Origin of the sequence: Kitasatospora sp. MAP5-34, from assembly GCF_029894335.1 — a bacterium.
In the GTDB taxonomy this organism is placed as follows: Bacteria; Actinomycetota; Actinomycetes; order Streptomycetales; family Streptomycetaceae; genus Kitasatospora.
The window spans coordinates 13,381-27,547 of record NZ_JARXZC010000033.1 but is presented as its reverse complement, the minus strand read 5'-3'; the positions used below and the strand labels follow the sequence as shown (position 1 = coordinate 27,547).

Sequence of the window (14,167 nt, the reverse complement as noted above, 5' to 3'; positions counted from 1 at the left end):
CCTCGGTACGGGATCGGGGCCCCCGGCCGGGGGTGCGGAGGGTCAGAGTTCGTTCAGGCGGTCCACGGCGGCCCGCAGTGCGGGGAGCGGGATCGGGGCTGGCGGGGTGCGGCTCGGATCGATCAGCCGCCAGACCTCGGGGCCGACGAGGGCCGCGGCCGCTTCGGGCTGGTCGTACAGCGAGACGGCGTGACGCTCCGTCAGACGGGCGGCGTAGAGGCGCTGCAGGCGCGGGTGCAGCAGCCGGGCGCGGTCGCCACGGCCCGCGAGCGCCTCCCCGACGACCCACTCCCAGTCGCTCAGGCCGGCCCGGCGTTCGTCGATCATGCGCAGCGGAATGCGGTCCCCGCCGTCCTGCGATTCGAAGCCGGACACGTAGCGGGCGGCGAGCACGGCGACGGCGGTGATCAGCGCCGCACCCTCGGCGGCCGTGGCGGCCCCGCCGACCAGTGCGAGCCCGGTCTCGGCGGCCACGGCGACGGTGGTGAGCACGGCCACGGTACGAAGGCTGGAGCCGGGCTGGTTCATCGGCTGCCTGCCGGGGTCGGCTCGGGGTGCTGGGGCTCGGCGCGTCGGGACTCGGCGTGTTGGGGCTCCGCGAGTTGGGCCGAGATGGCGTCGAGGGCGGCGCGGGCCCGGTGCAGGTGGTCGTGGTCCATCGGGTGACCCGAGTAGCGGGCCTCGCGGAAGAGCGCGGCCAGGATCTGCGGGTACGGTCCGGCGAGTACGCCGCCGACGGCCGCCCGGCGCAGCAGGTCCGCCGGGCTGTCCGACTCCTCGCGGATCACCCCGGAGTCCGCGAGGGAGGACTCCAGGGCCGCGTAACAGGCGATCACCGCCGCGCGGACGTCATCGCCGTGCAGCGCCCGGAGGCCGGAGTCGATGGCGTCGGCCAGGGCCCGGGCCCTGATCGGAGCGGTGCCGGCCGCCTCCGGCCGGAGTGCCACGCGCCTGCGGAGGTGGTGGCCGAACCGGCGCCACAGGAGTACCAGGGCGACCACCACCGCGAGCACCAGCACGGCGATTGCAACGGCCAGCAGTGCGTTCGAGGCGCCGCCCCGCGCACCGCCGTCGTGGTACGGCGGCGGGGGCGGTGGCGGGTTGTCGCCCGACGGCTCGGCGGCGGGTGGTGGCCCGGGTGAGTCGGGCAGCAGAAAGATGATCAGCGGGGCGAGACCGGCCGCAAGCGGCAGCAGGAACGAGGCGACGGTGGCCAGGCGTTCGGCCACCGGGGTCGGGGTGCCGTACTCCTTGACGTCCTTCCGGTGCCGCCCGGCGACAGCCGCGCCGCCCACGGCGCCGCCGAAGGCCAGCAGCCAGACGAGCCCGCTGTCCTGGGCCAGCGGGCCCTGCGAGAGCCAGGCGGCCGGGCCCGGCGCGGTCCTCAGCGCGAGCGCGGCGAGTGCCAGTGCCGCCACGGCGAGGCCGGCGAGTACGGGCCGTACCCACGTGGAACGACCGCGTATCCGGCCGGTGCTGCTCCCCATGCCGCTCTCCCCCTGGAGCCTTCCGGCTTCAGGGCGGTGGCCCCGCACACCGGGTGTTCAGGGGAGCAGCCTTGCACAGTGATCGACAGTCTGTCAGTTCCTGTACGAACCTGTCGGACCGGCGGGCGGCGCGGATCGGTCAGTCCGTGGACGAGAGTGCGAGACCGACCGGATCGCTCTCGCGCCGCCCGGGCAGACGGAGGTCGAGCCCGCCGTTCTCGGCCTTGCCGAGGGCCAGTGCCGCCGCCACCTCGGTGGGCAGCGGGCGCAGCCCGAGCAGGCCGCCGGTGAGCCGGGCGGTCGCGCGGTGCCAGTCGCCGGAGCGCCGGAGCAGTGCGTGGCCGTCGCCCCGCACGGTGTACCCGGCGACCCGGGCGCCCGCCGTCCGGGCCTGCGCCGCGAAGTGCCGGGTGGCCCCGGGGTCGGTGACCTGGTCGCGGTCGCCGTGCAGGGTCAGCAGGGTGGAGCCCTTCAGCTGCGCGTACGGCTCGCCGTCCGGGCACCAGGGGGCGAGCGCGATGACGCCGGTGACGCCGGGGTGCCCGGCGGTCCGCAGCGCGGCGCGGCCGCCCATCGAGTGCCCGACCAGCACGATCGGGACCTGGCCGAGCTCCTCGGCGAGGTCGTTCAGGGCGGCGACGGTGTCGCGGGCCGCGTCCGCCCGGCTGCCGTTCCAGCCCCGGTAGCGGTACCGCACCACGCCGACGGCGACCCGGGCACCGGCCGTCTCCCGGGCGATCGCGCGGACGAACCCGTACATCCGCAGCCCGGGGAGGTTCACCGGCCCGGGCGCCCGCTCACTCTTCTCCTGCCCGCCGTGCAGCACCAGGACGGCGGCGACCGGGGCCTCGGGCCGTACCCGCCACTCCAGTACCTGATGGCCGGTCACTCTCGCCCTGCTCCGCCGCATGTGTCCACCCTCTGCCGCCACCCGCTGCCGCCACGCCTGCCCGTCCCGCTGCGGACGGCCACTGTACGCCGCCGGGGGGTGCCCCTGAGGTGCGAAAGCCTGTACCCGTCGGCTACCGACGAGTAAGGTCGCAGGCGTCACCGACCGTTACCAGGACGGAGCGAACGTGTCCCGCCACCGCGCACCCCTCGCACTCGCCGCGCTGCTCGGCCTGGCCGGGGTCATGCACTTCCGGAAGCCGGAGTTCTTCGACCCGCTGGTCCCCGAGCAGCTGCCCGGTGACGCCCGGCTCTGGACGGAGCTGAGCGGCGTCGCCGAACTCGCCTGCGCGGCCGCCGTCGCCGTCCCCGCCACCCGGCGGGTGGGCGGTCTCGCCGCCGCCGCGCTGTTCGCCGCCGTCTTCCCCGCCAACGTCAAGATGGCCCGCGACTGGAGCACCCGCAGTGCCCCCGAGCGCGCGTTCGCGTACGGGCGGCTGCCCCTGCAGGTGCCGCTGGTGCTCTGGGCCCTCAAGGTCCGCCGCGACGCCTGACCCGGTGCGGGCCGCTGCCGCACGTCCGGGAATCGTAAGACGAGGTTTCCGGGAGCGGGCCCCGGCGGCTCCTAGGGTGGTGGACACGACGCGACCGAAAGGCGGCCACCATGGCTGACACCTCCCGTACCACCCCCCGTGCCGAGCTGGGCGTGATCGGGGGCTCCGGGTTGTACGCCCTGCTGGACGACGTGACCGAGGTCGCCGTCCGGACCCCGTACGGCCCGCCCAGCGACTCGCTCTTCGTCGGTGAGGTGGCCGGGCGCAGCGTCGCCTTCCTGCCCCGGCACGGCCGGGGGCACAGCCTGCCACCGCACCAGATCAACTACCGCGCCAACCTCTGGGCGCTGCGTTCGCTCGGTGTCCGCCAGGTGCTCGGCCCGTGCGCGGTCGGCGGCCTGCGCGCCGAGTACGGCCCCGGCACGCTGGTCGTCCCGGACCAGTTCGTGGACCGCACCTCCGGCCGGACGCAGACCTACTACGACGGGCTGCCGCTGCCGGACGGCACCCTCCCGCACGTGGTGCACGTCTCGATGGCGGACCCGTACTGCCCGGACGGCCGCCGCGCCGCCGTCGTCGCCGCCCGCGACTGCGCCTGGGAGCCGGTGGACAGTGGCACCCTGGTGGTGATCGAGGGCCCGCGCTTCTCGACCCGGGCGGAGTCCCGCTGGTTCACCGGCAACGGCTGGTCGGTGGTCGGCATGACCGGGCACCCGGAGGCCGTGCTCGCCCGTGAACTGGGGCTCTGCTACACGTCGTTGGCGCTGGTCACCGACCTCGACGCGGGTGTGGAGAGCGGCGAGGGAGTCACCCACGCCGAGGTGCTGGAGGTCTTCGCCCGGAACGTGGACCGGCTGCGCACCGTCCTGTTCAAGGCGCTGGAGGGCCTCCCCGCCACCCGGGACTGCGTCTGTTCGCACGCCCTGGACGGCCTGGAGACCGGGTTCGCCGGAGTCTGACGGAGTCGGTCCGACCCGCCGTACGGGTTGCGCCGGGCGGCCGGAAGCCGGGGCCGGTGTCGCATAGGGTCGATCACGAGATATCTTGATATCAAGACGTTGTAGACGTGAAGCGGAGTATGCGGTGACTGACTCGACCATCATCTATACGCACACCGACGAGGCCCCGGCCCTGGCGACGTACTCGTTCCTGCCGGTGGTCCAGGCGTACGCCTCGACTGCGGGCGTCAACGTGGAGACGCGCGACATCTCGCTGGCCGGGCGCATCATCGCGAGCTTCCCGGAGCGTCTGGAGGAGGGCCAGCGCATCCACGACGCGCTCGCCGAGCTCGGTGAGCTGGCCAAGACGCCCGAGGCCAACATCATCAAGCTGCCGAACATCTCGGCCTCGATCCCGCAGCTCAAGGCCGCGATCGCCGAGCTCCAGGCCCAGGGCTACGCGCTGCCGGACTACCCGGACGAGCCGCAGACCGACGAGGACCGCGACGTCCGCGCGCGCTACGACAAGGTCAAGGGCAGCGCCGTCAACCCGGTGCTGCGCGAGGGCAACTCCGACCGCCGCGCCCCCGCCTCGGTGAAGAACTACGCCAAGGCGCACCCGCACCGCATGGGCGCCTGGACCCCGGAGTCGAAGACCAACGTCGCGACCATGGGCGCCGACGACTTCCGCTCCACCGAGCGGTCCGCCGTCATCACCGAGGCCGGTTCGCTGCGCATCGAGCTGGCGGCCGCCGACGGCACCACCACGGTCCTGCGCGAGTCCGTCCCGGTGCTCGCGGGCGAGATCGTGGACGCGTCCGTCATGCACGTGGCGGCGCTGGAGGCGTTCTTCGCCGCTCAGATCGCCCGGGCCAAGACCGAGGGCGTGCTGTTCTCGGTGCACCTCAAGGCCACCATGATGAAGGTCTCCGACCCGATCATCTTCGGCCACGTCGTGCGCGCCTTCTTCCCGAAGACCTTCGCCCAGTACGGCGCGGTGCTCGCCGCCGCCGGCCTGAACCCGAACAACGGTCTCGGCGGCATCCTGGGTGGCCTGGACGCGCTGCCGCAGGGTGCCGACATCAAGGCGTCCTTCGACGCCGAGCTGGCCGACGGCCCGGCGCTGGCGATGGTCGACTCCGACCGTGGCATCACCAACCTGCACGTCCCGAGCGACGTCATCGTCGACGCCTCGATGCCGGCCATGATCCGCACCTCCGGCCACATGTGGGGCCCGGACGGCAAGGAGGGTGACACCCTCGCCGTCATCCCCGACAGCAGCTACGCCGGTGTCTACCAGGTCGTCATCGACGACTGCCGCGCGCACGGCGCCTTCGACCCGGCGACCATGGGCTCCGTCCCGAACGTCGGCCTGATGGCGCAGGCGGCCGAGGAGTACGGCAGCCACGACAAGACCTTCGAGATCCCGGCCGCCGGTACGGTCCGGGTCGTCTCCGCCGCCGGTGACGTCGTGCTGGAGCAGCCGGTCTCCGCCGGTGACGTGTTCCGGATGTGCCAGACCAAGGACATCCCGGTCCGCGACTGGGTCAAGCTCGCCGTGAACCGCGCCCGCGCCACCGGCAACCCGACCGTGTTCTGGCTGGACGAGAGCCGCGCGCACGACGCCAACCTGATCGCCAAGGTCCGCGCGTACCTGCCCGAGCACGACACCACCGGGCTGCAGATCGAGATCATGACGCCGGAGCAGGCGACCGCGTTCTCGCTGGAGCGGATCCGCCGTGGCGAGGACACCATCTCGGTCACCGGCAACGTGCTGCGCGACTACCTGACCGACCTGTTCCCGATCCTGGAGCTCGGCACGAGCGCCAAGATGCTCTCCGTCGTCCCGCTGATCAACGGCGGCGGCCTGTTCGAGACGGGCGCCGGCGGCTCCGCCCCCAAGCACGTCCAGCAGCTGCTGAAGGAGAACTACCTGCGCTGGGACAGCCTGGGCGAGTTCTTCGCCCTCGCGGCCAGCTTCGAGCACCTGGCGCAGAGCCGGGGCAACGCGCGCGCCCAGGTGCTCGCCGACACGCTCGACCGGGCGACCGGTACCTTCCTCGAGGAGGACAAGTCGCCGAGCCGCCGCCTGGGTGGTATCGACAACCGTGGCAGCCACTTCTACCTGGCGCTCTACTGGGCCCAGGAGCTCGCCACCCAGACCGCCGACGAGCAGCTGGCCGAGGCGTTCGCGCCGCTCGCCAAGACGCTGGCCGAGCAGGAGCAGGCCATCGTCGCCGAGCTGATCGCCGTCCAGGGCTCGCCGGTCGACATCGGTGGCTACTACCAGCCCGTGGTGGCCAAGGCGGCGGCCGTGATGCGTCCGTCGAAGACCCTCAACGAGGCGCTCGCGCTCCTCGGCTGACGGCTCGTCGGCTGACGGCACCTCGTGCAGGCCGGCCCGACCGGCAGACCGCCCCGGGCCCGACGGAGAACTCTCCGTCGGGCCCGGGCCGTTCGGCTTTCCGCTCAACCCTGCTTCGCTCAGCCGTGCTTGAAGACGACGACCCCCGCGAGCCAGACCGTCTGGGCGCCCGTGCCGAAGGTCGCGTTCGGGGTGGCGCCCGCTGTGGTGAGCTGGTCCTCGACGGCGAGTTCCATGTCGGGGGTGTTCGACACGCCGACCCGGGAGGTGAAGCCGGTGCCGGCCGTCAGCGTGTCGCCGAAGCCGGAGTCGGCGTAGAAGCCGAGGGCCAGTTCGCCGCCGCCGGCCGTGGCCGCCGTCGCGCCGGAGGCGACCACCACCGCCGTGGACCCGGTGGTGCCGGTGGCAACGGTCAGTACGCCGACGGCTCCCGTTCCGGCGGCCGTCGACAGGCCGGAGTACTCGAGGGCCGCGACGCCCACGTCGGCCGGGCCGGTGACGGCGGCCGCGACGGTCGGGGTCGTGCCCCCGCCGGCGGTGACCGCCCGGGGGAGAGCCGCACTTCAGGGGGGTTGGCCAGGTCCGTTGCCGCTTCGGGGGCAGCGGCAGCGGACCCGCAGCGTGCGGGGTCAGCCGATGCTGGCGCCGATCGCGGCGACGAGAGCGGTTGCTCCGGCGGCGATGAGAGTGGTGCGTCGGGTCTTCAACTGAGGTCCCTCCTGTGGGGGTTGGGTCCAGTGGTGCTCGGACCCGGAGAGGTGCGCCGGGGCATGCGCCGGGGTGGGGGCGGCTGCGGGAATCGATTGCCGCATTCATGCCAAAGCGATTTCGCCGAGTATCCCGACGGCGGCCCGGCCACCGCAAGGCGCTACCTGGGTCGCGTTCCCAGGAATCTCGCAGCTTGGACCATTGACTCTGTAACTGTGGTTCTCGCTGGACGAGTTGACGCCAGATGGCGGTGATTGACGGCCAACTGGGCGCTGTCGGCGGGCGGGTGGTCCGTTCCGTCCCGCGATCTTCCCGAGGCTTTACGAAAGCGTTACCCGGATTTCCTGCTCCGCCCTTCGGTGGCAGGGGAGTTGGTTGATCTGCGCAAAGGCGCCGACGGCCCGCTCTGCGGGACGCGAACCTGCGCGGCTGCGAAAAACGCATGTTCACATCACTCTTGTGGGCTGTGCTTAGGCTTCGCTAACTTTCTCGCACCGGACACCACGCCCCAATACGGGGTGGCTGGTGCTCAGTCCATGTCATGCCTATGACATCTGGGTCTCCGTCATACCCACCCCCACGTCTTGCTCCGGTAACCCCGGCACCTGATCCGCGCTGCGGACAGGCAGCCAGGAGCAGTGAAGCCCAGCAAACGCGCGACCATCCTGTTCCCCGGCACGGCGCGACCCCAGGACGCTCCCCACCAGGACCGATCCCCGCGTCTGCCTCATCCCCCATGGGAGGGCTGTTCGTTGTTCTCATCCTCAGCCGCGCTCCGGCGCGGCCTCGGCAGGGCCGTCACGGCATCCGTATCGGTCACCGCTCTGGTGTCCGCCGGTCTGATGGCGGCGGCCCCTGCGGGTGCCACCGCCGGCGCCACCACCACCGTCTCGTCGCACGCCCAGGCGAAGCGGGTCTGCTCGGCTCCGGCCGCGCCGCACATGATGGCCTGCAACGCGCTCGTCCGCACCGACGTCCACCAGCCGCACGCGTTCAGCATCAGCGCGGTGTCGCCGAACGCCACACCGTCCGGCTTCGGGCCCGCCGACCTGCAGAGCGCCTACGGCCTGCCGGCCAACGGCGGCACCGGTGCCACGGTCGCGATCGTGGACGCCCAGGACGACCCCAACGCGGAGTCGGACCTGGCCACCTACCGCAGCCAGTACGGCCTGCCGGCCTGCACCACGGCCAACGGGTGCTTCAAGAAGATCGACCAGAACGGCGGCACCAACTACCCGACCTCGGACACCGGTTGGGCGGGCGAGATCTCGCTGGACCTCGACATGGTCTCGGCGGCCGCCCCCAACGCGCACATCCTGCTGGTCGAGGCCACCTCGGCGAACATGAGCGACCTGGGTACCTCCGTCAACCAGGCCGTCTCGCAGGGCGCCAAGTACGTCTCCAACAGCTACGGCGGGCCCGAGGACAGCACCGACACCTCCTCGGACACCAGCTACTTCAACCACCCCGGCGTGGCCATCACCGTCTCCTCCGGTGACTCCGCCTACGGCGCCCAGTACCCGGCCGCCTCCCAGTACGTCACCTCGGTCGGCGGCACCGCGCTCACCCGCGACTCCAGCGCCCGTGGCTGGAGCGAGTCGGTCTGGAGCACCTCCAGCACCGAGGGCACCGGCTCCGGCTGCTCGGCGTACGACGCCAAGCCGAGCTGGCAGACCGACAGCGGCTGCGCCAACCGCACCATCGCCGACGTCTCGGCGGTCGCCGACCCGGCCACCGGCGTGGCGGTCTACCAGACCTACGGCGGCTCCGGCTGGGCCGTGTACGGCGGCACCAGCGCCTCGTCCCCGCTCATCGCCTCGGTCTACGCCGACGCCGGCACCCCCGGCTCCGCCGACTACCCGGCGTCCTACCCCTACGCGCACACCTCCGCGCTGAACGACGTCACCACCGGCAACAACGGCACCTGCTCCCCGTCCTACCTCTGCACTGCGGGCCCCGGCTACGACGGCCCGACCGGCCTCGGCACCCCCAACGGCCTGGCGGCCTTCACCAATGGTGGTAGCACGGGCGGCAACACCGTCACGGTGACCAACCCCGGCAGCCAGTCGACCACCACCGGCGGCGCGGTCAGCCTGCAGATCCACGCGACCGACTCGGCGAGCGGCCAGACCCTGTCCTACAGCGCCACCGGCCTGCCCGCCGGCCTGTCCGTCAACTCCTCGACCGGCCTGATCAGCGGCACCGCGAGCACTGCGGGCAGCTACAGCGTGACGGTCAACGCCACCGACGGCACCAACGCCAAGGGCAGCACCTCGTTCGGCTGGACCGTCTCCACCGGTGGTGGCGGCTGCACCGGCGCCGGCCAGCTGCTCGGCAACCCGGGCTTCGAGACGGGCAGCGCCTCCCCGTGGACGGCCACCGCCGGTGTCCTCAACAACGACACCGTCAGTGAGCCCGCCCACTCCGGCAACTGGGACGCCTGGCTGGACGGCTACGGCGCCGCCCACACCGACACCCTGTCGCAGACCGTCACCATCCCGGCCGGCTGCAAGGCCAGCTTCTCCTTCTGGCTGCACATCGACACCAACAAGACCACCACCAGCGCGTCCGACAAGCTCACCGTCGCCGCCAACGGCACCACGCTCAAGACCTTCTCCAACCTGAACGCCAACAACGGCTACACCCAGCAGACCATCGACCTCTCCAGCTACGCCGGAAAGTCCGTCACCCTGAAGTTCACCGGCACCGAGAACTCCTCCTCGGCCCAGACCAGCTTCGTGATCGACGACACCGCCCTCAACGCCTCCTGACATCCCACCCCGCGCCACCCCGAGGGCCGTGGCTCCCAGCCACGGCCCTTCGGGCTGCCCCGGGTCCGTGCCGCCGACCGTCACCCCCGAGTCCGCAACCCCTGGCCGCACACCTGGCAGTTCTCAAGCGGCTTTCAGCCCGTCAGGAAGCTGCGCCAGCTGCGCCAGCTCCTCCGTGCTCAGCGTGAGCTCTGCGGCCTTGGCCGAGTCGGTGATGGAGGTCGGGCGGCCGGCTCCCGGTAGCGTGATCACTGCCGGGGAGCGGGCGAGCAGCCAAGCCAGGGCGATCTGCTGCGGGCTGACGCCGCGCTCGGCTGCGAGGTGGTGGAAGGCGGTGCCGACGGAGGTGGGGCCTGAGGGGCCATCGAGGGAGCTGCGGGAGATGCCACCGAGCGGGCTCCAGGGCAGGAAGGCCAGACCCAGCCGGGTGCTCAGCCGCAGCTCGGGCTCGCTGTCGCGGACGGCGGGCGAGTACTGGTTCTGCACGGAGACGAGCCCGTCGCCGAGGATCTGATGCGCCTGCTGGATCTGGGCGGTGGTGACGTTGGAGATTCCCGCAGCGCGGATCGTGCCCGCGTCGAGCAGCTCGCGCAGGGCGCCGACGCTGTCGGCCCACGGCACGGCCGGGTCCGGCTTGTGCAGCTGGTACAGGCCGATCGCGTCGACGCCCAGGCGCCCGGCGGAGGCCTCGGCAGCTTGCTTGAGGTGGGCGGGGGTGGCGGTGACGGTCCAGCTGCCGTCGCCGGGGCGGCCTCGGCCGCCCTTGGTGGCCACCAGGATGTCGGAGGTGTCGCCGCCGTAGCGGGCCAGGGCGCGGGCGATCAGGAGCTCGTTGTGCCCGGTCTCGCCGGCGTGCCAGTGGTAGCTGTCGGCGGTGTCGATGAGCGTGACGCCCGCGTTGAGAGCGGCGTGGATGGTGGCGATGGCCCGCTCTTCGTCCGGGCGGTGCTCGATCGACAGCGGCATGGCACCCAGGCCGACGGCGCTGACGGTGGTGTCTCCGATGGTGCGGTACTGCATAACGGCTTTCGTTCCTTTACGCGGTGGGGGTGGCGGAGGCGTCGAGGACTTCGGCGACCGCGCCGGGCAGCCAGTCGGTGGCCCGGGAGAAGGAGAAGCCCAGGTCCTTCGCGCGGGCGTTGCTCATGGCGTAGTGGCGGTCGAAGGAGAACGCCGAAACCTCCTCACCGCCGGCGACGGTCCGGTACACCGGCTCCCGGCCGGTCTGCGCGGCGACGATCGCAGCCAGGTCGCGTACGTCGAGCGGGCCGTCGGAGCAGGCGTTGACCGGACCGGTGAAGTCGCCGGTGACAGCCGCCCACATCAGGAGATCCGCCAGCTCCGCATAGTGGATGAACACCGTGGGCAGCGGCTTCGCGTGCACGGTGATCTCTTCGCCCCTGGTGATGCGCCTGGCGTAGTGCGCGAGCCGGCCGGTGAACTCCTGCGCACCGCCGCCGAGCACGTGCGCGCTGCGCACACTGGCGAAGGCGAACCGGCCGTTCCGGGTGAAGACGGCCTCGGCCTGGCGCTTGCCCTCGGCGTAGTGTGCCTCCAGGTACGCCGCGTCGTGCCAAGGCAGGTCCATGACTGCCAGCCAGGTGGCCGGGTCCACGCTCGCCTCCGGCACCGGCGTGCCCGGCGGGACAGCCGGCAGCGCAGCGGTCGCCGGGTCGTAGACCTCGATCGTGGAGGTCATGACGTAACGCCGGGTGCGGCCGGCGAAGGCGCGGGCGGCGACAGCGGCCTGCACGGGGGTGTAGCAGACCTGATCGACGATCACATCGAAGGTGCGGTGGCCGAGCGCGGCGGTGAGGGCGGCCTCGTCGTCGCGGTCGACAACGAGGTGCTCGACACCGGCGGGCGGCGGCGTGGATCCACGGTTGATCACAGTGACCTGGTGGCCCGCAGCCTGTAGGCGCTCCACCAGGAGCTTGCCGAAGTAGCGGCTTCCGCCGATGACGCAGACCTTTTGCATGCCCCCATCGTGGACGTCTACCGTCATCAGCAGAAGTGCCGACCTGCTGGATACGCATTAAGGAAAACTGTTGATCGATTTGCAGCGGCTACGCGTCCTGCGGGCGGTGGCGGAGCACGGCAGCTTCAACCGGGCGGCCACGGCTCTCCGTCTCACCCCCTCGGCCGTCTCCCAGCACGTGGCCGCCCTGGAGCGCAGCCTCGGCGCCCAGGTCGTCGCCCGCAGCACCCGAGGCGTCAGCCTCACCCGAGCCGGCCAGATCATGGTCGGCGCCGCCGAATCCGTCGCCGCCGAGCTCGAACACGCACAACAGCAGGTCGACCGGCTCAGCACCGGCCGGACCCAGCTCACCGTCGCCACCTTCACCAGCGGCGGCAGGCTCCTGCTGCCCGGCGCCCTGGCCCGGCTCATGGCAGCACATACCCGGACCGTGCTCCACGTCAGGGAGGGCGAACCCGAGAACACCCTGCCGCTCGTCCGCCAGGGCGCCGTGGACCTCGCACTCGCCTACCACTTCGACGGCCCGCTACCCGCCTGGCCGGGCCCCACCTCCAACCTGGAGTGGACCCCACTCCTGGAAGACCCCCTGCACGTCATCCTGCCCCAAGGGCATCGACTCGCCGGAAACGACGTGCTCGACCTCGCCGAGCTGGCGGCCGAACCCTGGGTACTCGGCTGCCTGAAGACCGAGGAATACCTGCGCCGCTACGCCGAGCGGGCCGGCTTCGACCCGGAAGTGCGCGGCACCACCACCGACTACTTCTTCGCCCGCTCCCTCGTCGCCGCAGGCCTGGGAGTCTCCCTGGTCCCCTCCATCGCGCTCACCCCGGAGATCCCCGGCCTGTGCACCGTCCCGATCAAGCCGCCGGGGCCGATCCGGTACATCGGCGTCGCCGCGATCAGTCGTGGCGACCGGCCCCACGTCACGACTCTCATCCAGGCCCTTCGTGAGCAGGCGGTGCACGGGACGAACAAGCCTCCATCGCCGAATCGCGGGTCGTCCGGCAGAACATCCGCACCAGACCGGGCAACCCCGTCGCCTACCGGGCCGTGATCGCCCGACGCCCCGGGCATCACCCGGTCAGCGGCCCGGCGCACCCCCGCCGACGGGGTTCGGGGTGGCGTGGACGCGGGTGGGGTCGAAGACGCTGCGGCTGGTGCTGGAGGCCTCGATGCGGATGGTCGGGAAGAGGAAGCGAACCACCGCTGTCCGGCGGGCTGGTGAGAGTTGGTGCCAGGTGCGTTCGGCGTCCGGCCCGGTGGGGACGCCGTCGAGTGCGTCGGCCGCCCGGACCACGACGGTCTGGTGGGCCGCGCGGACGGTCCGGGGGGCGTCCGGGTGCGGCGTGGCGACCGGGGTTGTGACGAGGGCGAGTTGGGGGTCGAAGCCGTCTTCGAGGGTGCGCAGCACCCGCAGGGCCTCCTGTTCCATGTGCGTCTCCAGCGACTGCGCCGCGATGCGGCGGCTGCACGGTTGCGGCTGGAGGCGGCTGGGGGTGGTGCACGCGTAGGTGCGGAAGCCGGCGATGGCCGAGCCGACCATGTGCCGTTCGCAGCGGGCGCAGCGGACCAGGCCGGTGAGCGGGTACTCGGCGTCCGGGCGGCGGGCCGCTGACGCCGCCTGGGCGAGTTCGGCGCGCTTGAGCTGTGCGTTCTCCCAGTCGGCGATGCTCACGACGGCCGGCCAGTTGGCGAGGACGTAGCTGCCGTCGTCGTTGCGGGCGGGCTTGCCGCGTACGATCCGCAGCCCGGCGTAGCGGGGTGCGTCGATGATCCGGGCGACGCCGCCCACCGTCCACCGGCCGCCGCCGGCCGTGGGGATGCCGCGCTGGTTGAGGTCGAGGGTGAGGGCGCGCAGTGACGGTGTGTGGGCCGGGTCACCGGTCAGGAAGCGGCTGAAGATCTCCCGGACGATCGCGGCCTCGGCCTCGATCAGGTCGGTCATTCCCGCCGTGTAGCCGTAGCGGCGGCGTCCGCCGCCGTGCGGTTGGCCGGCGGCGGCGGCCTGTTGGTGGGAGTCCTTGGCCTTGCGGGACCTCCGGTCGGCGGTGCGGCAGGCCTTGGTGGTCCGGTCCTGGAAGATCCGGCGCTGGGCCGGATCGCCGAGGTCGAGGCCGTCGGCGTCACCGTGCAGCACCAGGTCGGCCCGGTCGGCCGCTCGCAGCAGCTCGTCGAGTAAGCGCGGGCGGCGCAGCAGGTCGGCCGGGCGGTGCAGGAAGAGGTGGCCGAACTCGCCCGCCCGGACGGCCGCCACCATGGCGTCCCAGCCGGGCAGCGCGCGGTCGGAGGACCATGCGGACAGGTGACTGTCCACGTAGACGTGCCGGGCGCGCACGGTGACGCCGGTCAGTGCGGCCGCTTTCCGGCCGAGGAGTTCCTGGCGGTCCACACCGGTCTGCTGCGGGTCTCGGAGCTGCGCGGGCCAGCAGTAGACCGCGCCGTCGGCGGCGGCGGGTGAGTGGGGAGGTTCCACGTCTG

12 protein-coding genes are annotated in these 14,167 nt (G+C 72.3%); 5 read left to right on the top strand and 7 right to left on the bottom strand.

Features of this window, described 5'->3' with window-relative positions:
- Positions 1-42 precede the first annotated feature (42 nt).
- From P3T29_RS24005 to P3T29_RS23995, 3 genes are all read right to left on the bottom strand, one after another.
- Complete coding sequence (locus P3T29_RS24005) at positions 43-498, bottom strand: hypothetical protein (RefSeq protein ID WP_280718678.1); 456 nt, start codon at positions 496-498, stop codon at positions 43-45.
- 26 nt (positions 499-524) lie between these two features.
- On the bottom strand, positions 525-1,487 hold the full coding sequence (locus P3T29_RS24000; protein WP_280718677.1) for a DUF4129 domain-containing protein: 963 nt from the start codon (positions 1,485-1,487) through the stop codon (positions 525-527).
- 139 nt (positions 1,488-1,626) lie between these two features.
- Complete coding sequence (locus P3T29_RS23995) at positions 1,627-2,376, bottom strand: alpha/beta fold hydrolase (RefSeq protein WP_280718676.1); 750 nt, start codon at positions 2,374-2,376, stop codon at positions 1,627-1,629.
- A 187-nt stretch (positions 2,377-2,563) separates the two neighbouring features.
- Here P3T29_RS23995 and P3T29_RS23990 point away from each other — a divergent pair, with 187 nt between their 5' ends.
- The 3 genes from P3T29_RS23990 to P3T29_RS23980 all read left to right on the top strand — a co-directional run bounded on the left by P3T29_RS23990 (position 2,564) and on the right by P3T29_RS23980 (position 6,232).
- Entirely contained in the window at positions 2,564-2,929 is a 366-nt protein-coding gene (locus P3T29_RS23990; RefSeq protein WP_280718675.1) for a hypothetical protein, read from the top strand.
- A 110-nt stretch (positions 2,930-3,039) separates the two neighbouring features.
- The gene (locus P3T29_RS23985; RefSeq protein WP_280718674.1) at positions 3,040-3,888 is read left to right on the top strand and encodes an S-methyl-5'-thioadenosine phosphorylase; all 849 of its coding nucleotides are present in this window, start codon (positions 3,040-3,042) and stop codon (positions 3,886-3,888) included.
- A gap of 124 nt (positions 3,889-4,012) precedes the next feature.
- Positions 4,013-6,232, top strand: a complete 2,220-nt coding sequence (locus P3T29_RS23980; protein ID WP_280718673.1) for an NADP-dependent isocitrate dehydrogenase — start codon at positions 4,013-4,015, stop codon at positions 6,230-6,232.
- Positions 6,233-6,351: 119 nt separating this feature from the next.
- On the opposite strand, the gene P3T29_RS23975 is transcribed toward P3T29_RS23980, so the two are convergent.
- Positions 6,352-6,714, bottom strand: coding sequence for a hypothetical protein (locus P3T29_RS23975; protein WP_280718672.1), 363 nt, complete (start codon positions 6,712-6,714; stop codon positions 6,352-6,354).
- Positions 6,715-7,782: 1,068 nt separating this feature from the next.
- On the opposite strand from P3T29_RS23975, the gene P3T29_RS23970 reads away from it, so the two are divergent.
- Positions 7,783-9,711, top strand: coding sequence for a putative Ig domain-containing protein (locus P3T29_RS23970; RefSeq protein WP_280718723.1), 1,929 nt, complete (start codon positions 7,783-7,785; stop codon positions 9,709-9,711).
- A 123-nt stretch (positions 9,712-9,834) separates the two neighbouring features.
- Here the strand turns inward: P3T29_RS23970 and P3T29_RS23965 are convergent, their stop codons facing one another.
- Both P3T29_RS23965 and P3T29_RS23960 read right to left on the bottom strand, forming a co-directional pair.
- Positions 9,835-10,731 carry an aldo/keto reductase gene (locus P3T29_RS23965; protein WP_280718671.1) on the bottom strand — a complete coding sequence of 299 codons (897 nt, stop codon included), beginning with the start codon at positions 10,729-10,731 and terminating at the stop codon, positions 9,835-9,837.
- A gap of 16 nt (positions 10,732-10,747) precedes the next feature.
- The gene (locus P3T29_RS23960; RefSeq protein ID WP_280718670.1) at positions 10,748-11,689 is read right to left on the bottom strand and encodes an NAD-dependent epimerase/dehydratase family protein; all 942 of its coding nucleotides are present in this window, start codon (positions 11,687-11,689) and stop codon (positions 10,748-10,750) included.
- 70 nt (positions 11,690-11,759) lie between these two features.
- Here P3T29_RS23960 and P3T29_RS23955 point away from each other — a divergent pair, with 70 nt between their 5' ends.
- Complete coding sequence (locus tag P3T29_RS23955; protein WP_280718669.1) at positions 11,760-12,743, top strand: LysR family transcriptional regulator; 984 nt, start codon at positions 11,760-11,762, stop codon at positions 12,741-12,743.
- A 27-nt stretch (positions 12,744-12,770) separates the two neighbouring features.
- On the opposite strand, the gene P3T29_RS23950 is transcribed toward P3T29_RS23955, so the two are convergent.
- Complete coding sequence (locus P3T29_RS23950) at positions 12,771-14,162, bottom strand: recombinase family protein (RefSeq protein WP_280718668.1); 1,392 nt, start codon at positions 14,160-14,162, stop codon at positions 12,771-12,773.
- Positions 14,163-14,167: the final 5 nt, after the last annotated feature.